This window comes from Rhizobium sp. CB3090 (genome assembly GCF_029714285.1).
In the GTDB taxonomy this organism is placed as follows: Bacteria; Pseudomonadota; Alphaproteobacteria; order Rhizobiales; family Rhizobiaceae; genus Rhizobium.
The window spans coordinates 2,176,391-2,200,725 of record NZ_CP121662.1 but is presented as its reverse complement, the minus strand read 5'-3'; the positions used below and the strand labels follow the sequence as shown (position 1 = coordinate 2,200,725).

General features: G+C 59.5%; 22 protein-coding genes and 1 pseudogene. 11 read left to right on the top strand and 12 right to left on the bottom strand.

All coding sequences use genetic code 11. The features are described from left to right. Window positions 1–64: 64 nt before the first annotated feature. Together QA646_RS10690 and QA646_RS10685 are read right to left on the bottom strand one after the other, a co-directional pair. Complete coding sequence (locus tag QA646_RS10690; RefSeq protein WP_283055437.1) at window positions 65–1,294, bottom strand: arabinose transporter; 1,230 nt, start codon at window positions 1,292–1,294, stop codon at window positions 65–67. 58 nt (window positions 1,295–1,352) lie between these two features. Beyond that, a pseudogene (locus tag QA646_RS10685) lies at window positions 1,353–1,738 on the bottom strand (cupin domain-containing protein); the annotation flags it as partial. Window positions 1,739–1,866: 128 nt separating this feature from the next. On the opposite strand from QA646_RS10685, the gene QA646_RS10680 reads away from it, so the two are divergent. Together QA646_RS10680 and QA646_RS10675 are read left to right on the top strand one after the other, a co-directional pair. After that, entirely contained in the window at window positions 1,867–2,769 is a 903-nt protein-coding gene (locus QA646_RS10680; protein ID WP_283055436.1) for a LysR family transcriptional regulator, read from the top strand. A gap of 318 nt (window positions 2,770–3,087) precedes the next feature. Beyond that, a complete protein-coding gene (locus QA646_RS10675; protein ID WP_283055435.1) occupies window positions 3,088–5,277 on the top strand; it encodes an anthranilate synthase in 2,190 nt (729 codons plus the stop codon). A 153-nt stretch (window positions 5,278–5,430) separates the two neighbouring features. Here the strand turns inward: QA646_RS10675 and bluB are convergent, their stop codons facing one another. Next, on the bottom strand, window positions 5,431–6,180 hold the full coding sequence (gene bluB, locus QA646_RS10670; protein WP_283055434.1) for a 5,6-dimethylbenzimidazole synthase: 750 nt from the start codon (window positions 6,178–6,180) through the stop codon (window positions 5,431–5,433). 393 nt (window positions 6,181–6,573) lie between these two features. Between bluB and QA646_RS10665 the strand changes: the two genes are divergently transcribed. Further along, the gene (locus QA646_RS10665) at window positions 6,574–7,488 is read left to right on the top strand and encodes a cation diffusion facilitator family transporter (RefSeq protein WP_283055433.1); all 915 of its coding nucleotides are present in this window, start codon (window positions 6,574–6,576) and stop codon (window positions 7,486–7,488) included. 1 nt (window position 7,489) lies between these two features. Continuing rightward, window positions 7,490–7,954, top strand: coding sequence for a preQ(1) synthase (gene queF / locus QA646_RS10660; RefSeq protein ID WP_283055432.1), 465 nt, complete (start codon window positions 7,490–7,492; stop codon window positions 7,952–7,954). 57 nt (window positions 7,955–8,011) lie between these two features. Here the strand turns inward: queF and QA646_RS10655 are convergent, their stop codons facing one another. Then, window positions 8,012–8,809, bottom strand: coding sequence for a DUF2076 domain-containing protein (locus QA646_RS10655; protein WP_283055431.1), 798 nt, complete (start codon window positions 8,807–8,809; stop codon window positions 8,012–8,014). A gap of 228 nt (window positions 8,810–9,037) precedes the next feature. On the opposite strand from QA646_RS10655, the gene QA646_RS10650 reads away from it, so the two are divergent. After that, window positions 9,038–9,625, top strand: coding sequence for an ATP-dependent Clp protease proteolytic subunit (locus QA646_RS10650; RefSeq protein ID WP_283055430.1), 588 nt, complete (start codon window positions 9,038–9,040; stop codon window positions 9,623–9,625). Between the two features lie 115 nt (window positions 9,626–9,740). Here the strand turns inward: QA646_RS10650 and QA646_RS10645 are convergent, their stop codons facing one another. Further along, window positions 9,741–10,124, bottom strand: coding sequence for a YciI family protein (locus tag QA646_RS10645; protein WP_283055429.1), 384 nt, complete (start codon window positions 10,122–10,124; stop codon window positions 9,741–9,743). A 245-nt stretch (window positions 10,125–10,369) separates the two neighbouring features. Here QA646_RS10645 and QA646_RS10640 point away from each other — a divergent pair, with 245 nt between their 5' ends. Both QA646_RS10640 and leuA read left to right on the top strand, forming a co-directional pair. After that, window positions 10,370–11,554 carry a benzoate/H(+) symporter BenE family transporter gene (locus tag QA646_RS10640; protein WP_283055428.1) on the top strand — a complete coding sequence of 395 codons (1,185 nt, stop codon included), beginning with the start codon at window positions 10,370–10,372 and terminating at the stop codon, window positions 11,552–11,554. Between the two features lie 327 nt (window positions 11,555–11,881). Next, on the top strand, window positions 11,882–13,594 hold the full coding sequence (leuA, locus tag QA646_RS10635) for a 2-isopropylmalate synthase (RefSeq protein ID WP_283055427.1): 1,713 nt from the start codon (window positions 11,882–11,884) through the stop codon (window positions 13,592–13,594). A 67-nt stretch (window positions 13,595–13,661) separates the two neighbouring features. Here the strand turns inward: leuA and QA646_RS10630 are convergent, their stop codons facing one another. Next, complete coding sequence (locus QA646_RS10630) at window positions 13,662–15,512, bottom strand: ABC transporter ATP-binding protein (protein WP_283055425.1); 1,851 nt, start codon at window positions 15,510–15,512, stop codon at window positions 13,662–13,664. Window positions 15,513–15,829: 317 nt separating this feature from the next. Between QA646_RS10630 and QA646_RS10625 the strand changes: the two genes are divergently transcribed. Beyond that, entirely contained in the window at window positions 15,830–16,234 is a 405-nt protein-coding gene (locus QA646_RS10625) for a hypothetical protein (protein ID WP_283055424.1), read from the top strand. Window positions 16,235–16,279: 45 nt separating this feature from the next. Here the strand turns inward: QA646_RS10625 and QA646_RS10620 are convergent, their stop codons facing one another. The 5 genes from QA646_RS10620 to QA646_RS10600 form a co-directional block, all read right to left on the bottom strand. Continuing rightward, window positions 16,280–16,483, bottom strand: a complete 204-nt coding sequence (locus tag QA646_RS10620) for a hypothetical protein (RefSeq protein WP_283055423.1) — start codon at window positions 16,481–16,483, stop codon at window positions 16,280–16,282. A gap of 109 nt (window positions 16,484–16,592) precedes the next feature. Continuing rightward, on the bottom strand, window positions 16,593–17,411 hold the full coding sequence (locus QA646_RS10615; RefSeq protein WP_283055422.1) for an anti-sigma factor: 819 nt from the start codon (window positions 17,409–17,411) through the stop codon (window positions 16,593–16,595). A 20-nt stretch (window positions 17,412–17,431) separates the two neighbouring features. Further along, window positions 17,432–17,947: an RNA polymerase sigma factor gene (locus QA646_RS10610; protein ID WP_283055421.1), complete on the bottom strand. Its 516-nt coding sequence runs from the start codon at window positions 17,945–17,947 to the stop codon at window positions 17,432–17,434. 210 nt (window positions 17,948–18,157) lie between these two features. Beyond that, window positions 18,158–18,706, bottom strand: coding sequence for a tetratricopeptide repeat protein (locus QA646_RS10605; RefSeq protein WP_283058839.1), 549 nt, complete (start codon window positions 18,704–18,706; stop codon window positions 18,158–18,160). A 111-nt stretch (window positions 18,707–18,817) separates the two neighbouring features. Continuing rightward, a complete protein-coding gene (locus QA646_RS10600) occupies window positions 18,818–19,726 on the bottom strand; it encodes a metallophosphoesterase (RefSeq protein WP_283058838.1) in 909 nt (302 codons plus the stop codon). Window positions 19,727–19,806: 80 nt separating this feature from the next. Between QA646_RS10600 and QA646_RS10595 the strand changes: the two genes are divergently transcribed. After that, window positions 19,807–20,298, top strand: coding sequence for an NUDIX domain-containing protein (locus QA646_RS10595; protein WP_283055420.1), 492 nt, complete (start codon window positions 19,807–19,809; stop codon window positions 20,296–20,298). Window positions 20,299–20,308: 10 nt separating this feature from the next. Here the strand turns inward: QA646_RS10595 and QA646_RS10590 are convergent, their stop codons facing one another. Next, the gene (locus QA646_RS10590) at window positions 20,309–21,298 is read right to left on the bottom strand and encodes a glutathione S-transferase family protein (protein ID WP_283055419.1); all 990 of its coding nucleotides are present in this window, start codon (window positions 21,296–21,298) and stop codon (window positions 20,309–20,311) included. Window positions 21,299–21,626: 328 nt separating this feature from the next. On the opposite strand from QA646_RS10590, the gene QA646_RS10585 reads away from it, so the two are divergent. Next, the gene (locus QA646_RS10585; protein WP_283055418.1) at window positions 21,627–22,199 is read left to right on the top strand and encodes an N-acetyltransferase; all 573 of its coding nucleotides are present in this window, start codon (window positions 21,627–21,629) and stop codon (window positions 22,197–22,199) included. 141 nt (window positions 22,200–22,340) lie between these two features. Next, window positions 22,341–24,332: a PhoX family phosphatase gene (locus QA646_RS10580; protein WP_283055417.1), complete on the top strand. Its 1,992-nt coding sequence runs from the start codon at window positions 22,341–22,343 to the stop codon at window positions 24,330–24,332. The last annotated feature ends 3 nt before the right edge of the window (window positions 24,333–24,335 follow it).

Sequence of the window (24,335 nt, the reverse complement as noted above, 5' to 3'; positions counted from 1 at the left end):
TGGGGCGGGTGGCCTTCCTTCAAATTCCGCGCATTGTAACGGCGGTCATGGCTCGCCTCGCTGGTCATGGGCTCAGCGGCTCCGGATCTTTTCGTCTACACAGCAACGCAATGGCGACGATGATGGCGCAGGCGACGACCAAGGTGCTCGCTAGATACACACTTCTGAGCCCACCCCGGTTCGCAACGAATCCAAGAACTGGGGCTGCGGTTCCGAGCGCCAGATCGAGGAACGTGGTGTACGCGCCCATGGCAAGGCTGCGGCTTTGAAGCGGTGCCTGCATGACTGCCTCCACTCCGAAGGCCGGATGGACCAGGGAATAGCCAAATCCGGTCAGCGCCACGCCCAGAAAGGCGATCTCTGGCTGTGGCGCGAGCCAGATCACGGCCTGTCCGGTGGCCTCCATCGATACGAATAGGAGCGCGACCTTGGTTGCCCCCAGCTTGTCCGGCAGATGTCCGAACAAAACGCGGGAGAGCATGAAGGAGCCAGAATAGATCGTGAAGACCAGCCAGACGGGACCCCATCCGCGTTCGACAAAGAACAGCGAGACAAAGGCATTGATCGCTGCGAAGCCGACGCTTGCAAAAGCAAGGCCGATGCCAGGAAGCCAGACGGCGCCAATCACCTGGATGAGAGGTGGACGTCGGGCTGGTCTCGGCGCGACAAAACGCATGGGATATGTGAGCAAAAGGCTGGCAAGCGGGAGGAGCACTGTGCCAAGTCCGATTGCTAGGAAGCCATAGCGAGAATATAGGCTGGCACCGATCGGCGCTGCGATGGCAAATGCGCTATACATTGCGATCCCGATCCAGGACAAGATTCTGCCCGTGCTCTGAGGGCCTAACATCATCAAAGCCCAACTGAATGCACCGGTGATGATGAAGCCTTCGGCCCCACCTAGAACCGCGCGCCCCAACAGCAGCAGGGTGACGGAAAGTACCGGTGCTCCGGCGAGGGGAAGGGAAGCCAGATAAAGCAGCCCCGAAACGATCGCAGCCACTAGCCCGGCCAGCAATGCCGGCTTGCCGCCGCGGCTGTCTGCGTAGTTACCCGACCAAACACGGGAGATGAGTGCCGCTGCAAATTGGCTTCCAGTGACAAAGCCAACGATGAGCGTGCTCATTCCCAATCCGGTATGTACGTGCAGCGGCAGTACCGGCATGGCAAGACCGGTGATGAAGAAGGCTACGAAGACTGCGAACAGGATCAAAGTCACAGACCGCAAAGGACGGTCGGTGGCGTGATCACGATAGGCTGGGTCGGCCGCAGATGGCGGTCTCGTCGGGTTCATTATCTTTTCGTTCCGAAGCAACTTGATGGGGTGTGTCCGTGAAGGGTGAACGGGTCGTGTATTGCTCGTCGCTCACATGTTCCATCCAATCGCCGACTTTTCCGTCCCTCGCTTCCTGAATGGCGATGTGTGCATGGCCGTGTTGGACGAGGCCGCATGCCAGTGTCTTTCACCGGGAGCAAACCAGACCGCGACGCGGGGATTTCCTCGATCAGACCGCCTTCGCGCTGGACCAGCCCGAAGCCTGCTGTGATGATAAGCGTTTTCCCGAGCGGATGCGTGTGCGAGGCGGGGGGCTCCGGGTTCGAATATGACGCTTGCTGCTGAGACACGAGCAGGTGCAGGTGCAGGTGCCTGAAATAGCGGATCGATACCTATTGTTCCGGTGAACCAGTCAGCGGGGCCTTTGCCTGAGGGCTGCGATCCAGTTCTCTTTATGTCCATCGGTCTGCTCCTCGGATCGCGGCTCTTTATGCCCAACCACACCAGTTGCCTTGCGACGGAATATAAAGCCTGTCATTTGTTTCGATTAGGCGATATTATGAGATTGAACTTATATCGGAGATCAATAAATGCGTCGTGAAGAACTCGGCGATTTACTGGCCTTCCTGACCGTGGCGGAGGAGCGGAGCTTTACCAAGGCGGCCGCAAGGCTCGGGACGTCTCAGTCCTCGCTCAGCCTTATCATTCGACGACTTGAAGAACGGCTCGGCGTTCGCTTGCTTACGCGGACGACGCGCAGCCTTTCGCCGACCATTGCCGGAGAACAACTGCTTGCGACGCTCGGCCCCGCTCTCGGGAATATCGAGGCGCAGTTGTCAGCGCTGAGCGAGTTCCGGGACAAGCCTGCGGGGAGTTTCCGGATCACGGCAGGTCAACACGCGATCGACACTATCCTTTGGCCAAAGCTCTCCGCTTTCCTTCGCCACTATCCGGACATCAAGATCGAGTTGGTTGCGGAGTCGGCCCTGACGGACATCGTCGCTGAACGTTTCGACGCGGGCGTACGGCTGGGCGATCAGGTCGAGAGGGATATGATTGCGGTGCGCATTGGACCGGAAGCCCGAATGATCGTGGTGGGCTCACCGGTATGCTTCGAAAACCGCAGGCCTCCTGCTGTGCCGCCGGAATTGACCGAGCATCCCTGCATTAATCTTCGCCTGCCGACCTATGGCGGGTTCTATGCATGGGAATTCGCCAAAAATGGGCAGGAACTCAGAGTAAGGGTCGACGGTCAACTTGCGTTTAATGGCGTGCCGCAAGTTCTCGCAGCAGCGCTGGATGGATACGGATTGGCTTACCTGCACGAAGACGTTACGCGCCAGCACATTGCGGAAGGCCGCCTCGTGCAGGTGCTGGACGACTGGTGCCCGCCGTTTCCGGGTTATCACCTCTATTATCCCAGCCGACGTCACCAGTCTCCCGCGTTCACACTTTTGATCAACGAACTGCGATGTCAGCCGTCGGGGGTGTAGGCGAGCCGTTGTCCGAGGGGCACCGGCGACTTCGTTGGTTAATGCTGATCTTAGCTGGCGCATATGAGCCCCAGGGCTTTTTTTGCCCACCCTGGAAAACTTTACACCCAATCCCCGCTTGCGCATCACCTCATCTCACGCTAACAATTCGCTCCATGAGTATGTCCTTGAACAACCATGCATCGTGGTGGTGGGCTCGCTGAGGCGGCCTCGACCAATCGTGTTCAAAGACGACGAGTGAGCCGCCCGAGATTTCGAGGCGGCTTTTTTGTTATAAAGGCCGCCTGTCATCCGGGCCCGATAACGGAGTGAGGAACAATGGTAACGATCCTTCGGGATGATGGTGCGGAAATCTACGAGACGAAGGGCGGGATCACCGTCACTCGGCAGCGCCGGCCGACGCCCTATGCGGATGCGGTTTCGTCCTATATCGACAAGCTCGATGAGCGCCGCGGTGCGGTCTTCTCGTCGAATTACGAATATCCCGGCCGCTACACCCGTTGGGATACCGCCATCGTCGATCCGCCGCTCGGTCTGTCCTGTAACGGTCGTAATGTCTGGATCGACGCCTATAATGAGCGCGGCGAGGTCATACTCGGCTTCATCGCCGAAAAGCTGAAGACGGTATCCGAACTGGTGCTCGGCGCGTCCACGGCCCGCCGGCTTGACCTGACGGTGAAGACACCGGATCGCGTCTTTACCGAGGAAGAGCGCTCGAAGACCCCGACGGTCTTCACGGTGCTGCGCGCCGTCACCGATCTCTTCTATTCGCAGGCCGATGCCAGCATTGGCTTCTACGGCGCCTTCGGCTACGACCTCGCTTTCCAGTTCGACGCGATCAGCCTGAAGCTCGAGCGTCCCGACGACCAGCGCGACATGGTGCTCTATCTGCCGGATGAAATCCTGGTGGTGGACAATTATTCGGCCAAGGCCTGGATCGATCGTTACGATTTCGCCAAGGGCGGTATCTCTACTGAAGGCAAGTCCGGCGAGATCGCTGCCGAGCCGTTCCGCCACACCGATGCCATTCCGCCGAAGAGCGATCATCGCCCCGGCGAATATGCCGAACTGGTGGTCAAGGCGAAGGAAAGCTTCCGCAAGGGCGATCTTTTCGAGGTCGTGCCCGGCCAGAAGTTCATGGAGCGCTGCGAAAGCAAGCCGTCCGATATTTCCAAGCGTCTGAAGGCGATCAATCCGTCGCCCTATTCCTTCTTCATCAATCTTGGCAATCAGGAATATCTCGTCGGCGCTTCGCCTGAGATGTTCGTGCGCGTGTCCGGCCGCCGCATCGAAACCTGCCCGATTTCGGGTACGATCAAGCGCGGCGACGATCCGATCGCCGACAGCGAGCAGATCCTGAAGCTCTTGAACTCCAAGAAGGACGAGTCCGAGCTGACCATGTGCTCCGACGTTGATCGCAACGATAAGAGCCGTGTTTGTGAGCCGGGTTCGGTCAAGGTCATCGGCCGCCGGCAGATCGAGATGTATTCGCGCCTGATCCACACGGTCGACCATATCGAAGGCCGCCTGCGCGACGATATGGATGCTTTTGATGGCTTCCTCAGCCACGCCTGGGCCGTCACCGTCACCGGCGCGCCGAAGCTCTGGGCTATGCGCTTCATCGAAAACCACGAGAAGAGCCCGCGTGCATGGTATGGTGGCGCGATCGGCATGGTCGGCTTCAATGGCGACATGAACACCGGCCTGACGTTGCGCACCGTTCGCATCAAGGACGGCATTGCCGAGGTGCGTGCCGGCGCGACGCTGTTGAACGACTCGATCCCCGAGGAAGAAGAAGCAGAAACCGAACTGAAGGCCTCCGCCATGCTTTCCGCCATCCGTGATGCCAAGACCGGCAATTCCGGCAAACAGCAACGTGACGTCGCCTCCGTGGGCAAGGGCGTGAAAATCCTGCTCGTTGACCACGAGGATAGCTTCGTCCATACGCTTGCCAATTATTTCCGCCAGACGGGTGCCACGGTTTCTACGGTGCGTACGCCGGTGCCGGAAGAGGTCTTCGACCGGCTCGATCCGGATCTGGTCGTGCTGTCGCCAGGTCCCGGCAATCCGAAGGATTTCGACTGCAAGGCAACCATCAAGAAGGCGAGGGCGCGCAACCTGCCGATCTTCGGCGTCTGCCTGGGCTTGCAGGCGCTCGCCGAAGCCTATGGCGGCGAGTTGCGCCATCTTGCCATCCCGATGCATGGCAAGCCGTCGCGCATTCGCGTGCTGGAGTCCGGCCTCGTCTTTTCAGGTCTTGGCCGCGAGGTTACGGTCGGTCGCTATCATTCGATCTTTGCCGATCCGTCAAGTCTGCCGCGTGACTTCATGATCACGGCCGAAAGCGAGGATGGCACGATCATGGGCATCGAGCATGTCAAGGAGCCGATTGCAGCCGTGCAGTTCCATCCGGAATCGATCATGACGCTTGGCGGTGACGCCGGCATGCGGATGATCGAGAATGTCGTGGCGCATCTGGCGCGGCGGGTGAAGACGAAGGCGGCGTGACAGCGCGGCTTCGCTGATTGACATCCAAAGAGCGCTGGGTCTCTGCGAGATCCAGAGCAGTTCCAGGAAAAGTGCGAAGCGGTTTTCCGTCTGGAATGCGCAAAAACAAAGGGATAGAGCAGGAAAGCGATTCCGTGAAACGCTTTTCCTGCTCTAGCGTTCCTTGCCATCTGCGTGCCAGCATTCCTCGAAAATCAGCTCATCGAGCGGCAGGCGCTCGCGCCAACCCTTCACCGCAAGCTCGGGCATGTCATAGAGCTCGTCGACATAGCCGACGCAGAGCCATGCGACGATTTTGACATGCTCGGGTATGTTCAGGATGTTCTTGATCGCGTCCTCGTGAAAAATGCTCACCCAACCAACGCCGACACCCTCGGCGCGGGCGGCAAGCCAGAGGTTCTGAACAGCGCAGACTGTCGAATAGACGTCCGTCGCCGGATTGTGCGTCCGCCCAAGCACGACAGGCCCGCCACGTTTGGTATCGCAGGTGATGCAGATGCTGAGGGGCGCCTTGCGGATGCCTTCGAGTTTCAGCCGCTGATATTGGGCGCGGCGATCGCCTTCGAACATCTGGCAGGCTTCCTCATTGGCCTGGTGAAAGGCCTTCCAGACGCGCTCGCGAGTCTCCTGCTGCCGGACCAGCAGGAAATTCCATGGCTGCATGAAACCGACCGACGGCGCACGATGGGCCGCCTCGAGCAGCCGTCTGACGAGATCTTCAGGCAAAGGATCAGACCGGAACTGATCGCGCACGTCGCGGCGAGTTTCGATGGCGCGGTAGACGGCGGCGCGCTCCGCTTCGGAAAAGGCGCATGCCGCTATCAGATGGTCCGCGTCTTTTGGCGAGACATCGGCGACTGAAGCTGCGTTGTGCGAATGGGAGGGATCATCAAAAGAGGGCATGTTCCACCGTGAATCTGGAGGGAGCGGCGACGTTTCGTGGCGGAATGCCGTTCGCTGGCGTTAGAGGTTGACGTATAGCCTAGTGCATGCTTGCACGGGAAGGTGCCACCATGATTTTCACAGGCAAGCATAGGATATGCCGGCCGTCATCTTTGTCGTGTCATCGTCTTTCAGCGGCAGCTTTGCGGCCCGCCTTTGTTTAACCGGGCTATTTGGGATAAATTGTGATGTGCGCGGCCCAGGCCGTCCTTTGACAAACGGTGCATTCTGCATCATATGAATGCCAATGAGCCGCCTGCGCGATTTTCGCGCGGGCGGTTTTGCATTTGAATGGCGCGGTTTTTGCAATTCGTTCGCATATGCATGGCGCGCGCATCCGCATTGGAGAAACGCATGAACGGACAGGGCAACCAGACGATACGGCAATTGGCCCTCTGGGGCATTCCGCTATCGCTCGGCGTCTTGGCGCTGAAGATGCTCGCCTGGTGGGTGACGGGCTCCGTGGCGCTGCTGTCGGACGCCTTGGAATCCCTCGTCAATGTCGTGGCCGCGTTCATCGCTTTCTTCGTCATCCGCTATGCGCAGAAGCCGGCGGATCACGATCATCCCTTCGGCCATCACAAGGCGGAGTATCTTTCGGCCGTCACCGAAGGCGCGATGATCATCGTCGCTGCGCTGATGATCGTGCAGGAGGCGGTGGGGCATTTGAGCAATCCGCAGCCGTTGCAGGCGCCCGTCCTTGGCCTTGCCATCAACTTTGCCGCCGGTATCATCAATGCCCTATGGGCGCTGACCTTGATCCGCGCTGGGCACGAACACCGCTCGCCGGCCCTGACTGCGGATGGGCAGCACATCATGTCCGATGTCTATACCTCGATTGGCGTATTGGTCGGACTGCTGCTGGCGCTTGGCACCGGCTATCCGATATTCGACCCGGTCCTTGCCATTCTCGTCGCCATCAACATCCTCTATCAAGGTTGGAAAGTGATTTCCAATTCCATCGATGGACTGATGGACAAGGCCGTGTTGCCGGAAGAGGAGACGGCGATCAAGGAGGCGATCGCCACGCATGCCAACGGCTCGCTAGGTGTGCACGATCTGAAGACGCGCCGGGCAGGCGCCGTGACTTTCGTCGATTTCCACCTCGTCGTGCCAGCGGCAATGCCGGTCCGTGAGGCGCATCGCATCTGCGACCGCCTTGAAGACGCCATACGGGCGATCCATGCGGGTGCGGAAATAACCATTCACGTGGAGCCCGAGGGCGAGAAGGCCCATGGCATCCGCGTCAAAGTGATCAAGGAGACCTAAGATGCCCACCACCGATGTATCCGGTCTGTCGATGCTCGGCAGTCAGACAGAAACGGCCGCCAACCCCGAAGTCGCCGTTCTGGAAAAGGTGCCGTCCGGCCATGCCGGCACGGATTATGTCGTGCGCTTTACCGCGCCGGAATTCACCTCCCTTTGCCCGATGACCGGTCAGCCGGATTTTGCCCATATCGTCATCGATTACATCCCGAACGAGTGGCTGGTGGAATCGAAGTCGCTGAAGCTCTTCCTGCATTCCTTCCGCAACCACGGCGCCTTCCACGAGGATTGCTCGATCTACATCGCCAAGCGACTGGTCGAACTGCTGGAGCCGAAATGGCTCAGGATCGGTGCCTACTGGTATCCCCGAGGCGGTATTCCGATCGATGTGTTCTGGCAGACGGGCAAGCCGCCCGAGGGGGTATGGCTGCCGGATCAGGGCGTGCAGCCTTATCGCGGGCGCGGGTAAACCAAAAAAGCCGCCATCCGAAGGGAGGCGGCTTTTTGCAATCAGAGACGATTGGCTTCAGGCAAACGAACTGTCGTCGCCGCCATTGTCGGACGAGTCGTCATAGTCATAGTCGTTGTCGTCCTGATCATCAGATGCATAATCGACATTGGTCTGACCATTATCGTTCTGGTCGTTGCCATCGTTGCCGAAATAATTGTTGTTGATGATCGTTTCCTGAGCCGGCTGTTCGGCTGCGTTGGCGGCCGTGCCGCCGAAGAGGCCGCCGAGACCACTGCCACCGGTGCCGCCGAGATGGGGGCTGAACAGGCTGGAGAGCGATTCCGCCAGCATGACGCCACCGGCAACGCCCGCCGCAGTCCCGAGGGCGCCGCGCAGGAAACTGCCGCCTGCCGAGGGAGCCCCGGCCTGCGGGTTCCAGGGGCCGCTCGGCTGTTGTTGGCCGCCCCAAGGGCCGGGCTGCGGAGCGTTGCGGGCATAATCGTCATAGAGACGGCCCTGCTGCTGCGGATTGCCGGCTTGTGGCCCCGGGCCACGCTGCGGCTGCTGTTGGCCGCCGCCGAACAGCGAGCCAAGTCCGCCGAGGAAGCCGCCGCTCTGCGCCTGCGGGTGATTGTCGGCGCCCTGTTGTTCCAGTTCGCGCACGCGCGCTTCAAGCTGCTGGATGCGGTCGGCTGCCGCCTTCATGCCCTGTTCCTGCATGAGCACGGCTTGGGCGAGGAAATAGGGTGCATAGGGCTGATCGCGAACCGATTGATTGATGAAGGTTTCCGCATCGGCATCGCGCTGGGTGCTGGACGTAGCGCGGACTCGATCGAAGAGGGACGCGAGCAGTTGACGTTCTTCAGGCGACATGATGGCCTCCTTGGCTATCTGTTGCTGCAAATTCGGGGCGCGATTCTCGCGCTCACCTGACGTAGGATGGAATTCCGACTTTTCAAAGCCTCTTCAAGTTACAATTCGGTAATCCGCAACCATAACGCCATGCTTTCCCGGGCTATTCGCGCCTTGCCTTTTTCCGGCATTGTTTTACGGATTGAGTCGCACTATGTCGGGTAGGACACATCTGCTGGAGACTTGCGAATGAACGACGAAGACGAACAGGAAGAAAAGACAAAAGAGCTGCCGTTGGGCAAGGACGCGGAGGCGAATCTTTTCAAATCGCGCTCGATCTTCATCTATGGCGGCATCACGCAGGAACTGGCGCAGAAGGTCTGCTCGCAGCTCGTGGCACTCGCGGCCGCCAGCGATGAGGATATCCGCATTTACGTGAATTCGCCCGGCGGCCACGTCGAATCCGGCGATTCCATTCACGACATGATCAAGTTCATCAAGCCGAAGGTCTGGATGATCGGTTCCGGCTGGGTCGCTTCCGCGGGCGCGCTGATCTACGTGGCAGCTCCCAGGGAACGCCGCATCTGCCTGCCGAACACCCGCTTCCTGCTGCACCAACCGTCTGGCGGCACGCGCGGCATGGCCTCCGACATCGAAATTCAGGCTCGCGAGATCATCAAGATGAACGAGCGTCTGAACAGGATCTTCTCGGAAGCCACTGGCCAGCCCGTCGAGCGCATCGCCAAGGATACCGACCGCGATTACTGGTTGTCTGCGGAAGAAGCCAAGGCTTATGGCCTGGTTTCGCGGATCGTGACGTCGCAGGCCGATATTTAAGCCAACGGCTTTTCGCTCAGTTGAACCGCCCTCGTTTGCCGAAAGGCAGGCGAGGGCGTTTTGCGTTGTTGGGTAGCAGAAGCTCCGACGACGAGTGGCTGCTCAGCCGAACTTGCTATTCCTCATCCCGGGATGCCAGTGGCGCACCGGGAATATAAAGCGAAATCGGTCTGATTTCGTAGACTGCCGTCGGATTGACGCGCCGGAGGTCGCGCGCTGCGGCGACGGCCGCCTCAAGCGTTGGAAAATCCACGACGTAGAAGCCCAGCAATTGCTCCTTGGTTTCCGCAAAGGGCCCGTCAGTGACGATACCGGCCCCTTTGCCTCGCAGCGTCACGGCGCTTTGCGTCGCGCCAAGCCGTGCGGCCGGTCCTAAAGACTTTTCCTGAACGAGGCGATCATTGATCTGGAGGAGTTCGCTCATCAATGCCGCATCCTCCTCCTTGGTCCAGGATTCGACCACACCCTCTTCGTGATAGGCCAAGATGGCGTAATACATGGATCATTCCTCCTTTATGCATCTATCGATCATCGATGTTATCGACCGGAATTCAGAAGCTTAATAGTTGTATTTGACTACATAGGTTTGATGGTTGCTGCGCAATCCCTGTCTGCGCTCGTTTACCAATCGAATAACGCTCGGTGACGCGGATTGCCTGATCTTGGCGAAACTGCACTTGCACGACCGCCGCTTGTGATGCTCCATGCGGTTCTCATTGCACCCACGAGTCTCCAGCCATCGTCATGCTCAAAGATTTTTCCGTTCAAAGCCTTTTCATGGGTTGCCTCACCGCTTTTGTCGGCTTTGCCAGTTCGTTTGCGGTCGTTCTGCATGGATTGCAGGCGGTCGGTGCAACGGATGCGCAGGCCGCATCCGCTTTGACGGCTTTGTCGGTTTCGATGGGGCTCTGCGCCATCGTGCTCAGCGCCGCGACGAGGCTGCCTGTCAGTATCGCCTGGTCGACGCCAGGGGCGGCTTTGCTTGCCAGTGCCGGCGCCATCGAAGGCGGCTTTCCGGTGGCGGTCGGCGCGTTTCTCGTTTGTGCGGCGCTGATCGTGATTGCCGGCCTATTCCGACCGCTTGGACGCGCTGTTGCGGCGATCCCGGCGCCGCTTGCCAATGCCATGCTTGCCGGCGTGTTGCTCGGACTTTGTTTCGCGCCGGTCAAGGCGATCGGCTTCAATCCGTTGCTTGGTCTGCCAATCATCATCGCCTGGATCGTCGTCGGAGCGTTCAAGCGGCTCTGGGCCGTGCCGGCGGCGCTTGCCGCTTTTGCGCTGGTACTGGCGCTTGGCATGAAGGTGCCGGATGGGGCGCTGGCATCGCTGCAGCATTCGCTGCTGCCAAGCCTCGAACTGGTCAAGCCGGCCTTCACTGTTGCCGGCCTCGTCTCCATCGCGCTGCCGCTCTTCATCGTCACCATGGCCTCGCAGAATATTCCGGGCATCGCGGTGCTGAAGGTTCACCACTATGATCCGAAGCCCGGCCCGCTCTTTGCCGTTACGGGCCTGTTTTCGCTGTTCAGCGCCCCCTTCGGTGGCCATGCCGTCAATCTTGCCGCGATTACCGCCGCCATGTGTGCGGGACAGGACGCTCATGCCGAGCCGAAGCGGCGCTATTGGGCGGCGATTATTGCCGGGGTCGTTTACATTATCCTTGGGCTGCTCGCCGGCGCGGTTACCGCCTTCGTGGCGCTGGCGCCGCCGATCCTGATCGAGGCCGTCGCCGGCTTGGCGCTGGTCGGCGCATTATCCAACTCGGCTTTGAATGCCTTCCAAAAAGCAGAATCGCGCGAGGCCGCCGCGATCACTTTCCTCGTCACGGCATCGGGTGTTTCCTTCGCCGGGATCTCCGGCGCTTTCTGGGGCCTGTTTGCCGGCGGATTGATGATGGCACTGTCGCATGGGGTGCAATTGCTGAGGAAATAAGCAGGGTTGCTTCTTCTTGAGTGGACGGCTATAAGCGCAGGCATGAAGACGACTGGCGCGAAGATTTCCGAACAGATTGCACGTGGGCGCGTTGCCCTGCGTGACAATACGCGCGCCCTTACTTCGCTTCTTCTTCTCGGCCTTACGCGCGGTTGCCGGGTCCTTTGAGGAGCGCTCGGCGGCCGTAGAGCCCGCCCGGCCATCGCTCCTCGCGACATATCCCCGAAATCGATAGTATACCCTATAGCGGGTCCGTATTTGTCATCGCCAAGCCGCACACGATCGGTTAAGACGCGAAGCAAATGACGGGAAAGGAAGAGACGAAACATGGACGCGAACAGCCATTCCCCCAAAGGCATGCCCGAGGCAGCGGTGAAATACCGGGCTTACCCGCAGATCAATATTCCCGATCGAACCTGGCCTTCAAAAACCATCACCAAGGCGCCGATCTGGTGTTCCGTCGATTTGCGCGACGGCAACCAGGCGCTCATCGATCCGATGGGTCATGACCGCAAGGCCCGCATGTTCCATCTGTTGCTGGAGATGGGCTTCAAGGAAATCGAGATCGGTTTTCCTTCGGCATCGCAGACCGATTTTGACTTCGCCCGCTGGTGCATCGAGCAAGGCAATGTGCCTGACGACGTTTCGCTGCAGGTTTTGGTGCAGTGCCGCCCAGAGCTGATCACCCGCACTTTCGAGGCCCTGCAAGGTGCCAACAGGCCGATCGTGCATTTCTACAATTCCACCAGCGAATTGCAGCGCCGTGTGGTGTTTGCCAAGGATGTGAAGGGGATCAAGGAGATCGCCGTCGATGCGGCCAAGATGATCACAGACATGGCGGCCAAAGCAGGGGGCGGCTACCGCTTCGAATATTCGCCGGAAAGCTTTACCGGCACCGAGCTGGATGTGGCGCTGGAGATCTGCAACGCCGTTATCGAGGTGGTGAAACCGACGCCGGACAACAAGCTGATCATCAACCTGCCGTCCACCGTCGAAATGGCGACGCCGAACATCTATGCCGACCAGATCGAATGGATGTGCCGCAATCTCGACAACCGCGAAAACCTGATTATCTCGCTGCATCCGCACAATGACCGCGGCACGGGTATCGCCGCTGCGGAACTGGCGCTGATGGCCGGCGCCGATCGTGTCGAAGGCACGCTGTTCGGCAATGGCGAGCGCACCGGCAATGTCGATGTCGTCACCATGGCGCTGAACATGTTCACGCAAGGCGTCGATCCCGAGCTGGATTGCTCCAACATCGAGCGCATGAAGGAAGTCTTCGAATATTCCAACCAGATGGCGATCGGTGAGCGTCACCCTTATGTCGGCGAGCTGGTCTACACCGCCTTTTCCGGCTCGCATCAGGATGCGATCAACAAGGGCATGAAGGCCGCCAAGGTCGCGAACCATCCGATTTGGGAAGTGCCGTATCTGCCGATCGATCCACAGGATGTCGGCCGCACCTACGAGGCGATCATCCGCATCAACTCGCAGTCGGGCAAGGGTGGCATCGCCTATATCATGCAGCAGGATTACGGGCTCAACCTGCCGCGTAATCTCCAGGTGGAATATCGCGAGGAGATCCAGCGCATCACCGACGAAGAGGGCAAGGAGCTGCCGTCCAAGCGCATCTACGATCACTTCATCGAGCGTTACGTGACCCAGTCGGACGCGCGCATCCGCTTCGTCGACCATCACACCTTCGCCGATCCGGAGAACAAGGGGCAGCGCATCGTTGCCGCAGAGATCACCGACAATGGTGAGGTGAAGCGCATCGAAGGCCGCGGCAACGGCCCGATCGACGGCTTCATCAATGCTCTCTCGATCTATCTCGGCATTCCGATGTCGGTCGAGGATTATTCCGAGCATTCGCTGCAGCACGGCTCGAATGCCTCGGCGATCTCCTATGTCGAAACCTCCTATCCCGGCGGCAAGCTCTTCGGTGCCGGGATCAACACGAACATCGTTGCTGCCTCTCTCGAGGCGATCGTCTCAGCGGCGAACCGCGTGCTCGATATTCGGGCGAAACAGGGCTGAATTTCAGTCATTATACCTGGTGAAGACAAATCCCCTCGATGACATCATCGAGGGGATTTTTTGTTCGTTATTCATCGTTAAAGATAGGATCGTCGTCGCCGATGAAGCCGCCGGATTGGCGCGCCCATAATGCGGCATAGATGCCGTTTTGCGCGAGCAGATCTCCATGGGCACCGTCTTCGACGATCCGCCCTTCATCGAGGACGACGATGCGATCCATACGTGCGATGGTCGAGAGGCGATGGGCGATCGCTATGACCGTTTTGCCCTCCATGACGCCATAGAGCGTATCCTGGATGACAGCCTCCACCTCCGAATCCAGGGCTGACGTCGCTTCGTCCAGCACGAGGATGGGCGCGTCCTTCAGGATGGCGCGGGCAAGGGCGATGCGTTGCCTTTGTCCGCCCGATAGCTGGACCCCGCGCTCACCGACATGGGCGTCATAGCCGGTACGGCCTTCGTGGTCCCGGAGCGTTGCGATAAATCCGCTTGCCGCCGCCTTGTCTGCTGCCGCCATCATCGCGTTTTCGGAGAACCGGGGGTCGCCATGGGAAATGTTATCGCGAACCGAGCGGTGGAGCAGGGCAGCGTCCTGGGTCACCATGCCTATCTGTCTGCGCAAGCTTTCCTGAGTGATTCCGCGGATATTCTGTCCGTCGATTTCGATGGAGCCTGCCTCCGGATCGAAGAACCGCAGCAGCAGATTGACGAGCGTCGACTTGCCGGTGCCGGAACGGCCGACAAGGCCGACCTTTTCGCCCTGCGCAATCCGCAGTGAGACGCTGGCCAGCCCGCCATTGCCCTTGCCGTAATGATGCGTCACGTCCTTGAAGGTGATGGCGCCGCCGCTGACTATGAGTTGGCGGGCATCAGGTTCATCCGTAATGGCGAGCGGTTGCGCTACGGTCAGCAGCGATTGCCGCATTGCGCCGAGCTGGCCGAACAGTGACGAGACGGCGTCGAGCATCCATTCCGCCATGCCGGTGATGCGGAAGCTCAAGGCGAGCGAGGCGGCAATCAGGCCGAGCGGCGCGCTGCCGGCCTGCCAAAGGATCACGGCATAGCCGACTAGGCCGACGATCAGGAAGCTGCCCAGGAACAGCATGCTCGAATTGACTATGACTTCGAGCTTCTGCACGCGCACGAACGTTTTGCGTGCAGCGGCGAAGCGCTGCCGTCCTTCACGGTCCTCTTCCGCTGCATTGGCAAAGAGCTTGATGACGTCGACATTGGCATAGGTGTCGACCAACATGCCCGTCAGCGAGGCACAGGCGCCCTGAAATTCCTCGGACGCCCGGCGGAGTCGCGGAATGACAAGCGCCATCAGGCCCAGATAGCAGCAGATCCAGACGAGCAGAGGCCAGATGAGACGCAGATCGATCGAGGCCATGAGCCATAGCGAGCCGGCGATATAGATCGTGACGAAGGATAGCGTATGCAGCACCGCATAGGCCGCTCCGGTTGCGGAATTGCCTATGTCGCGCACCTGACTGGCGATGCGTCCGGAAAAGTCGTGGCGGAACCAGCCCACGGATTGCCGCAGGACATGGCGATGAGCCCGCCAGCGGAACAGGGTCTCGGCATTCGGCCGAAACGCGATGTCGTCGAGGCTTTCCCTGACATAGCCGGCGAGCGGCCGCCCAATCAACACAAGGGCGGCGGCGGCCAGCAATTCGGTGCCGTGGGATGCCCAAAGTTGATCCGGCCGAACAGCTGCCAGAATGTCCACGAGCTTACTGGTATATCCAATGAGCCAGATCTCGATGACAGCACCGACGACGGCCAAGGCAAGGCTCATTGCCATGACGAAGCGGAACGGATGCAGGTTGCTCTCAAGATACCGCCATGGATCGGACGGCGGGTTCAGCTCAGCATAATTTTGGAACGGATCGACGAGCTTTTCAAAGCGACGAAACATGAGTGCCCTCCAGGGGCGAGAGATGACAATTTGATGGATGGGCTAAACAAGCAGCCCTTCACGGCACTGCTTTTCAGCGGTGGTTTCCTGTGCCGTGGGTTCTCATCAAATGCTCTCCTCTCCAGTCGCTTGGAGGGTTCTATAACGCATGATGGTGCCTATGTCAGCAAGAATGGCATCCATTGAAGGGCGTTTCTCCGGATAAGATCTGAAACTCATGACGCCAAGCGACCCGCTATCGCCCATTAGGCTGAATTCCGGCAGGCTGATTGGCGTGATATCTTAAACCACCGGCAATCCTAATGGGGGGAGACGTTATGCCACGTATTGCCAATCTGTATTTCAAAACAGCAATCATCTTCCTGATCATCGGAATTGGAATAGGCCTGAAAATGGCAATCACCGAGGATCACAGCGTCATCGGCGCCCATGCGCATGCCAATCTCCTCGGCTGGGTGACCATGGCGCTCTTCGGCGGTTACCATGCGCTGAACCCGCAAAAGGCGGAAAGGCGGTTGGCGATGATTCAATATTACGTCTACACAACCGGCGTCGCAGTCCTGGTGCCGGCATTGTATCTGATGCTTCTCGGCAATACGGCGATGGAGCCGATCGTCGCGGCAGCCTCGATCGTGATCTTCTTCGGCGTTCTGTTGTTCGCCTTCATCATCTTTTCAAGTGAGCAGGCCACGGCAACGATTTCGCCGGCGCGGTCCCACTGATCTTGCAACAGGAGACGGCATATAAATAACGCCGTCTTCTGGCCGTCAGGGTTTTTGCCCCGAAAGTTCCTCGCGCCGTTTCAGCAGGCGTTCGAGTTCTTCCTCCTGTTCGGCGATGCGCTCCGATGCGAGTTCCTCGTCTGCTGCGCCGGAATATGCGGCCGCCTGCTCGATCAACTCGCGAAGATTTTCCCTTATTGCCGCGATGCGCTCGTCAATTTCCGGGATGGTCAGCAGAATGTCGGACATGGTCAATCTCCAGGAAACGCGCCCCGTCGGATAAAGCCTTCGGCCACGATTGGCAGACGGATAGTATCCCTGGCTGAACGAAAGTCGCAAGCAGAGCCGACGGGCCAGCTCAAATTTGCGTCGACACCCGGTCAGCGATATGGTCGAGCATTGCGTCGGAAGAGGGGCCGACGACGGCATAGGCCGTGCCGTTGCGATGCCAGGATACGATGCTCACGTCATCCCTGATGGTCTCGTCAAAGTTGCCGTTGTCGGCGACGCCTTCATCCCTCATGAAGCAGATGGCGATGACATCGCCGTCGAGATCTTTGTAGATCAACTGGCCGGCCGGTTTGCCGTTGGCGATGAGCATGCGTGCGCCCTGCAAGGCCAACCCGTCGGCGGCGAGATCCGGTACATTGAATTTCACGCCGACGGTCCCCTTCAGCCATTTGATGATCTCGTCGGCTTCCGTCGCCTGTACTTCGACGACATGGCGGGGCTGATGCGCATAGATGCGGTGATAGACGACGATATCATCCAGCCATGTGTGGTTCAGCGCGGGCGACGCCGGGGCGGCAGCAGGCGCACCGGATGGTTGGATGCCAAAGAGATAACCGATGCCGCCGCCGACCACGAAGAGGATGAGGGCGGCGGCGAGCGCCTGTCGACCGGTCGGAGCAAGCTTGAGGGACGGCCGGGAAACGCGAGGGGCGGGCTCGCGCGCCTTCGGCGCCTGAGCGCTTTTGATGGAGCGCACCAGCGCCAGCGGCACCGGCTCCTTCAGCACCTCGTCGAAAGCCTTGCGGCCGACATCGGAGCCATGCTTCAGCTCATCGAAAATCCGCCGCGCTTCCGGATCGGAGGCAATGAGCCGCTCCAGCTCCTCTTTCTCCTCGCGGCTCGTCTCACCGTCCATAAAGGCGGATAAACGAGTTTCGAGCGGCATTTTCTTCATATCCTGCAATTCTAAAACCTTCGCGGCGAGCGGCTGTGACCTTGAGTGGCGAGGCGAAGGCGGGCGCCGGAAAGCCGCGACGCCACCGTCGACAAGGAAATGCCAAGAATATCGGCCGCCTGTTTGTAGCTGTGCCCTTCGACATCGACGAGCAGGAAGACACTGGCAAGCCCTTCGGGCAAAGATGTGACCATTTGATGCGCTTCGTTTGCTTCGACCGGATTGGCGCGTATGCCCGGTGCTGTCAGTTCGCCTTGTTCCAGCGCGCTACCCTTTGACGCAGGCCGCAGCCGAAGACGCCGCGCCTCATCCACCCATTGATGGCGGGACATGGTGTAAAGCCAGCTTTCGAGCCGGCCGTCATTGTTCCACAGATGGAATTTCGCAATGCCGCGCTGGCAGACGCTCTGCACGAGTTCGTCCGCGTCAGTCGTATCGCCCGCTAATGTCAAGGCGAAGCGCCGGAGCTTCGGAAGAAGGCCGACCAGATCTCGTCTGATGTCGATGGCGGCTACCGGCGTAGGCATTGTCTTTCCAGAAGCGAGTTGGGGGTTGTCAAACTGCGGTCATTCTCCGGCAAAAGACGGCTTTTCTTTGGGAAAGAGTTAATTGAGCCGAAGGATCGTTCTGTGTTGGTATGGACCATTTTCGTGCCGTTTCGCAAGTCTTCAAAAAACGGTTTGGCGCTTCATCTCCACTTCTCACACGATCTTGAGGAATAGGGTTTCTGCACCTTTTCAATACCTGATTTGACCATTCAGCGATTGCAGCAGCGAACGATAGGCCCAGGTGTTTTCGCCGCCGCGATCACGAATTTCAACAAGTTGCACGCGCGCTGCCTGCACATCGCCCTGTTCGAGCAGCGCCTGGCCCATATAGGAACGAGCGAGGATGTAGTTCTCGTCGCGCTGGAGAGCCTTGCGATAATAGGTCATGCCGAGCTGCATGCGCCCGGCTTTGCGGTTGGAATAACCGAGATAGTTGAGAATGCGGGGATCGTCCTGGTTCTTGGCGAGTTTCAGGACGGTGATGGCGTTGTCATATTGGCCGGCATAGGCGAACTCGCGCGCCGCCTGGAAAAGCTGATCGTCGTTAAAACCACTTTTCTGCGGTTTCACGCATTCTTTTTTATCCTTGTCCCAGACCTTGCCATCGGTGCATTCCGTCGTGGTTTTGGTCTTCGGCGGCGGTGCCGTCTCGTCGCTCTCTGAGCCGGCCGCGAGAGCCTGCAGGCTGGTGCAAACGAGAAATCCCACGGCAAGCGCGGTCACTGCGGAACTCTTCATTACTGCACCAAAACCCATTCCATCCTCCCGAAATTCGATGCGAGAATTGTAGCTCCGGATATTCGAAAACGCTACCGAAACGACGCGAGCGTCTTCACAAAATGCCGGAGATTACCAAGCCAAGATATCGACGCCGTGCTCCTCGACGTCGTCGCCTCGGGCATTGAGGCTGAAGCGCTCGGCTTTGAGCTCCCAGGCGCCGGGATTGCCGTCAATGGTGAAGAGATTGTAGGCGGCGGGCGGCTTCAGTCCGCCAGGACCTTGTGAGGCCGATGCAATGCCGACGACGGGCACCGGGCCGGTTTGCCCCCTCAGCCAATGCAGCGTGTTAAGATGCGTGTGGCCGTGCAGAACCAGTTCGGCGCCGCCTGTCGATATGACGGCGGCGAAGCGGCGGATGCCGATCATGCGCTTATAGAAGCTGGTTGCGCCCCGGATCGGTGGGTGATGGATCATCACCACGCGAAAAAGGCCCGCTTCGCCCGCGGCACGCAGCATATTCACCGTCTCGCGTGCCTGCCGGGCCGAATAGAAGCCGCTCGCGGCAAAGGGGGGCGTCGCCACCGCCGTCGAGCAGCCGATCAGCGCGACGCGGTCGCGAATGCGCAGATAGGGAAAAATGCGCCGGCCCTCCTGCCACTCAGCCGGCGCATGGTCGCCCTGGACATAAGGATACCAAGCGCGCATGGCCTTCTCGTAGGAGCCGGGCACATAGGCGTCGTGATTCCCGGGCACGACGGAGGTGAAGGCAGGATCGCCGAGCGTCTTCAGCCATTCCGAAGCGGTGCGGATTTCGATGCCGCTGGCGAGATTGACGAGATCGCCGGTCACGGCAAGATGATCGGCCTGCTTAGACTTGATGTCTTCGAGCAGAAGATCGAGCGTTCCGCCAAAAAGATGCTTGCGCCGGTTCCGGTGCCAGTTCACAAATCCGGTAATGCGTTTGGAGGCGAGTTCTCTGATCGAAAGCCGTGGGAGGGGGCCCAGGTGAACGTCGGAAATATGCGCGAGCTTGAACATGAGATGAGACATAGCTCAGTCTATTGTCAAAACAAATACATCGGTTTTTCGGTGGTGGATCGCAACGCCGGAGGCCGGGCATGAACGACAGCGCTGCTCCCGACGAAGTCCGCGGCTGGCGGGCCAAGCTGTTCGGTCGAATGCTGCACAGCTATTTCGTGCTCACCCGCAGCATGACCATGGGCGTGCGGGCAGCCTGCTTCGACCGGGAGGGGCGGATTTTCCTGGTGCGGCATTCCTATGTTGCCGGCTGGCACATGCCGGGCGGCGGTGTCGAGCGCCATGAGACGGTGGAGCAGGCGCTGGCGAAGGAGCTGCGCGAAGAGGGCAATCTGGTGATCTCGGGCCGGCCGCAGATCTTCCACGTCTACTTCAACAACAGAACCAGCAAGCGCGATCACGTCATCTTCTACCGCGTGGAAGTCGAGCAGACCGTGCCGCGTAAGCCGGATCTGGAAATCGTCGAAAGCGGCTTCTTTCCGCTTGATGCCCTGCCGCCCGGAACGACCAAGGCAACCTACCGGCGGTTGAAGGAGCTGGAGGGCGACATGCCACCCTCGAATTACTGGTAGGCCTGCTGCCTCAAGCGGCCTTTGCCAGCCGTTCGCGGGCATGTGGCCGGTTGAAATCGAGATCGGGACCCACGGGGACGATGCCGGTGGGATTGATCGTCTTGTGGCTGCGATAATAGTGATTTTTGATGTGCACGAGATTGGTCGTCTCGGCGACGCCGGAGACCTGGTAGAGGTCACGCAGGTATCCGGACAGATTGCGGTAATCCTCGATGCGGCGGATATTGCATTTGAAGTGACCGATATAGACGGCATCGAAGCGGGCGAGCGTGGTGAACAGCCGCCAGTCTGCCTCGGTTAGCCGGTCACCGAAGAGATAGCGGTTCCGTTCCAGGCGCTTATCGAGCATGTCCAGGGTTTCGAACAGACGAAGGACATTTTCCTCATAGGCTTCCTGCGTGGTGGCGAAGCCGGATTTGTAGACACCATTATTGACCGTGTCGTAGACGATCTCGTTCAGTGCATCGATGTCGCCGCGAAGTTCCATGGGATAAAAGTCGTCCTTCGAACCGGTCAGGCCGTCGAAGGCGCTGTTGAACATGCGGATGATCTCGGAGGATTCATTATTGACGATCGTGCCGGTCTGCTTGTCCCAAAGGACGGGAACGGTGACGCGGCCGGAATAATGCGGATCGGCCTTGATGTAGACTTCCCAAAGCGCCTTTGCGCCGAAGAGGTGATCGACAGTGCCGCCATCCCTGCCTTTGAACTCCCAGCCGTTTTCCAGCATCAGCGGATCGACGATGGAAACGGAGATCAGGCTCTCGAGCTTTTTCAGCTTACGGAAGATCAAGGTGCGGTGCGCCCAGGGGCAGGCCAGCGAGACATAGAGATGGTAGCGGCCTGCCTCGGCCTTGAAGCTGCCTGTGCCACTCGGACCCGGCGCCCCATCCGCGGTGATCCAGTTGCGAAACTGCGAAGCCGCGCGCTTGAAATGACCCTTGGTTTCCTTGGTGTCATACCACACGTCATGCCAGGCGCCGTCGACCAACATGCCCATTGCTCTATCCTTTCGGAGATCCTGTCGAAGAACTTGATCTGGAAAATACGGTATGCCCGCGGAATTTCGAGACGGCAAACGATGAACAGTGCGTCACAGACATGATCCCGAAAAGTGCGAGGCGGTTTCGGATAAGATCATGCCTCAATAAGCGCCACTCGCATTTTGCATTGGACGAGCCGCGCATTTCCTGCTATCGGGCTTGTCATAATTTGAGGACCACTTGCCATGGAAGCAATCAGAAGCCTGCGACGACGCCGATGATCCCGAACGCTCGACAAGCGTTTTCGAGAACCATCCCGTATGTCTATCTGGTTTCTTTGGTCTAATGCACAAGCACGAACTGGTCTACCTCACTGAGGACGCGTCGCATGACGCTGTCATCGAAATCATCAACGAAGAAGCATTCGGTCCCGGCCGGTTCACCCGCGCCGCAGCGCGGATTCGCGAGCAGGGGCCGCATGATCGCTCACTCTCCTTCATCTGCGCCGACGATGGCGAGACGATCGCCTCCGTCCGGATGACGCCGGTGCTGGCCGGTTCTGTCAAAGGGCATCTGCTGGGACCGCTCGCCGTGCGGCCCTCGCACAAGAACCAGGGTATCGGCCGCGAGCTCGTGCGGATCGCTGTCGAAGCCGCCAAGCGCAAGGGGTCGGAAGCGGTGATCCTGGTCGGCGATCCGCCTTACTACGGTCCGCTCGGTTTCGAGAAGGTCGCTTATAACGCGCTCGCCTTTCCGGGGCCGGTCGATCCCAATAGGGTGCTCGTCGTGCCGATCGCCGCCGATACGCATGCGCGGCTCACCGGCACGATCGCCTGGCGTGAGGCAGACATCCCGGATGTTGTCTCCGATGAGGAGAATGACGACGAAGATCTGCCGCTGAGGGCAATCGCGGTCTAGTCACAACGATTTCCACAGGCAGGGTAGCGCGGTGCCCGCGCGCTACCCGCGTGGGGCATTTTTTCATCTACCTGTCATATGGCAAACCTAGAGTTTCATCGGTTCTAAATTAGGATTGCTGCTAAACTTGGGGGTAGTGCAATGACTGGAAATCTCACGCAAAAAGACATATTCCCGACAAGCCAACTGGAAGAGGCTGATGGCGAGGGGCGCAATGGCACCGGCAATCCGACGATGGGGGAAATCATCGGACGTCGCTTTTCCCGCCGTGGCTTCCTGCAGGGGACGCTCGCCGTTTCCGCAATCACTGCGACGGTGGGGCCGCTCGCTTTGCTGAGTGCGGAAAAGGCACGGGCCGCCGGTGGTACGGCTTTCGCGTTCAAGGAGGTCGAAGCCGGCGTTGATGCCGATCACCATGTCGCCGAAGGTTATGACGCTAGCGTGCTGCTGCGCTGGGGCGACGCGCTCTTTGCCGATTCGCCTGCCTTCGATCCCAAGAACCAGACGGCCGAGGCCCAGCGCCGACAGTTCGGCTACAACAATGATTATGTCGGCTATATCCCGCTGAACGGTTCGTCCGAGCACGGCCTGCTGGTCGTCAATCACGAATATACCAACCCGCATCTGATGTTTCCGGGTTTGGTGACCATCGCTGATGGCAAGATCAGGCAGGCGCCGCTCAGCCAGGCGCAGGTCGACGTCGAAATGGCGGCGCATGGCGGTACGATCGTCGAGATCCGAAAGGTCGACGGCAAATGGCAGATCGTGCCGGATGGCCAATATAACCGCCGCATCACGGCAACGACGGAGATGCAGTTGACCGGCCCCGCGGCCGGGCACGACCGGCTGAAGACGTCGGCCGACGCGACGGGCACGAAGGTGATTGGCACGATGAACAATTGCGCCGGCGGCGTCACGCCATGGGGCACCTACATCATGGCTGAGGAAAACTTCCATGGCTATTTCTCCGGCAAGCTGCCGGAAGGCCATAAGGAAGCGGCCAACTACAAGCGTTACGGCGTGCCGGAAGGCGCTTATGAGTGGGCGAATTTCTACGATCGCTTCGATCTTTCCAAGGAGCCGAACGAGCCGAACCGTTATGGCTGGATCGTGGAAGTCGATGCCCTTGATCCGCAGTCGGTGCCGAAGAAACGCACCGCGCTCGGCCGCGTCAAGCATGAGGGTGCAGCCAATATCGTCTCCAAGGATGGCCGCGTTGTTCTCTATCTCGGCGACGACGAGCGCTTCGACTATGTCTACAAGTTCGTGACCGCGGGTACTTATAATGCGGCCGACCGCGCCGCCAATCTCGATCTGCTCGACGATGGCACGCTTTATGTCGCCAAGTTTTCGGCGGATGGTACGCTGAAATGGCTGCCGCTGACCTTCGGCCAAGGCCCGCTGACGGCGGAAAACGGGTTTGCCAGCCAGGCCGATGTCCTGATCGAAACACGTCGCGCCGCAGACCTGCTCGGCGCAACCAAGATGGACCGGCCGGAAGACATCGAGCCCAATGCCGTGAACGGCAAGGTCTATGTCATGCTGACCAACAACACCAAGCGCAAGCCGGAGCAGATCGACAGCGCCAATCCGCGCGCCGATAATGCCTTCGGCCATATCATCGAGATCAGCGAGGATGACGGCGTGTTTTCGGCGACATCAGGCAAGTGGGAAGTGCTGCTGAAATGCGGCGATCCTTCCGTCGCCGATGTCGGCGCGTCCTTTTCGACGGACACCACGAAGAACGGTTGGTTCGGCATGCCGGACAACTGTTCGATCGATGCTGCCGGCCGCCTCTGGGTGGCAACCGATGGCAACAATAACAAGGCGACCGGCCGCACCGATGGCCTCTGGGCCGTCGATACGGAAGGCGCGGCGCGGGCGACATCGAAATTGTTCTATCGCGTGCCGGTCGGCGCCGAGCTTTGCGGCCCGCTGTTCCTTCCCGATGATCGGACGGCCTTCGTCGCCGTACAGCATCCCGGCGACGGCGGCGATGACTGGTCCGGACACGGCCGTCCGTCCTATTATGAGGACCTGTCGACCCGCTGGCCGGATTTCAAGCCGGACATGCCGGTCCGGCCTGCAGTGGTGGTTATCACGAAGACCGGCGGCGGCAAGATCGCTGTGTAAGGT

What these genes read in the sequence shown, in the direction of transcription:
- QA646_RS10690 (WP_283055437.1), bottom strand. Translation starts at nt 1,294, where the DNA reads ATGAACCCGACGAGACCGCCATCTGCGGCCGACCCAGCCTATCGTGAT.
- QA646_RS10680 (WP_283055436.1), top strand. Translation starts at nt 1,867, where the DNA reads ATGCGTCGTGAAGAACTCGGCGATTTACTGGCCTTCCTGACCGTGGCG.
- QA646_RS10675 (WP_283055435.1), top strand. Translation starts at nt 3,088, where the DNA reads ATGGTAACGATCCTTCGGGATGATGGTGCGGAAATCTACGAGACGAAG.
- bluB (WP_283055434.1), bottom strand. Translation starts at nt 6,180, where the DNA reads ATGCCCTCTTTTGATGATCCCTCCCATTCGCACAACGCAGCTTCAGTC.
- QA646_RS10665 (WP_283055433.1), top strand. Translation starts at nt 6,574, where the DNA reads ATGAACGGACAGGGCAACCAGACGATACGGCAATTGGCCCTCTGGGGC.
- queF (WP_283055432.1), top strand. Translation starts at nt 7,490, where the DNA reads ATGCCCACCACCGATGTATCCGGTCTGTCGATGCTCGGCAGTCAGACA.
- QA646_RS10655 (WP_283055431.1), bottom strand. Translation starts at nt 8,809, where the DNA reads ATGTCGCCTGAAGAACGTCAACTGCTCGCGTCCCTCTTCGATCGAGTC.
- QA646_RS10650 (WP_283055430.1), top strand. Translation starts at nt 9,038, where the DNA reads ATGAACGACGAAGACGAACAGGAAGAAAAGACAAAAGAGCTGCCGTTG.
- QA646_RS10645 (WP_283055429.1), bottom strand. Translation starts at nt 10,124, where the DNA reads ATGTATTACGCCATCTTGGCCTATCACGAAGAGGGTGTGGTCGAATCC.
- QA646_RS10640 (WP_283055428.1), top strand. Translation starts at nt 10,370, where the DNA reads ATGCTCAAAGATTTTTCCGTTCAAAGCCTTTTCATGGGTTGCCTCACC.
- leuA (WP_283055427.1), top strand. Translation starts at nt 11,882, where the DNA reads ATGGACGCGAACAGCCATTCCCCCAAAGGCATGCCCGAGGCAGCGGTG.
- QA646_RS10630 (WP_283055425.1), bottom strand. Translation starts at nt 15,512, where the DNA reads ATGTTTCGTCGCTTTGAAAAGCTCGTCGATCCGTTCCAAAATTATGCT.
- QA646_RS10625 (WP_283055424.1), top strand. Translation starts at nt 15,830, where the DNA reads ATGCCACGTATTGCCAATCTGTATTTCAAAACAGCAATCATCTTCCTG.
- QA646_RS10620 (WP_283055423.1), bottom strand. Translation starts at nt 16,483, where the DNA reads ATGTCCGACATTCTGCTGACCATCCCGGAAATTGACGAGCGCATCGCG.
- QA646_RS10615 (WP_283055422.1), bottom strand. Translation starts at nt 17,411, where the DNA reads ATGCCGCTCGAAACTCGTTTATCCGCCTTTATGGACGGTGAGACGAGC.
- QA646_RS10610 (WP_283055421.1), bottom strand. Translation starts at nt 17,947, where the DNA reads ATGCCTACGCCGGTAGCCGCCATCGACATCAGACGAGATCTGGTCGGC.
- QA646_RS10605 (WP_283058839.1), bottom strand. Translation starts at nt 18,706, where the DNA reads ATGAAGAGTTCCGCAGTGACCGCGCTTGCCGTGGGATTTCTCGTTTGC.
- QA646_RS10600 (WP_283058838.1), bottom strand. Translation starts at nt 19,726, where the DNA reads ATGTTCAAGCTCGCGCATATTTCCGACGTTCACCTGGGCCCCCTCCCA.
- QA646_RS10595 (WP_283055420.1), top strand. Translation starts at nt 19,807, where the DNA reads ATGAACGACAGCGCTGCTCCCGACGAAGTCCGCGGCTGGCGGGCCAAG.
- QA646_RS10590 (WP_283055419.1), bottom strand. Translation starts at nt 21,298, where the DNA reads ATGGGCATGTTGGTCGACGGCGCCTGGCATGACGTGTGGTATGACACC.
- QA646_RS10585 (WP_283055418.1), top strand. Translation starts at nt 21,627, where the DNA reads ATGCACAAGCACGAACTGGTCTACCTCACTGAGGACGCGTCGCATGAC.
- QA646_RS10580 (WP_283055417.1), top strand. Translation starts at nt 22,341, where the DNA reads ATGACTGGAAATCTCACGCAAAAAGACATATTCCCGACAAGCCAACTG.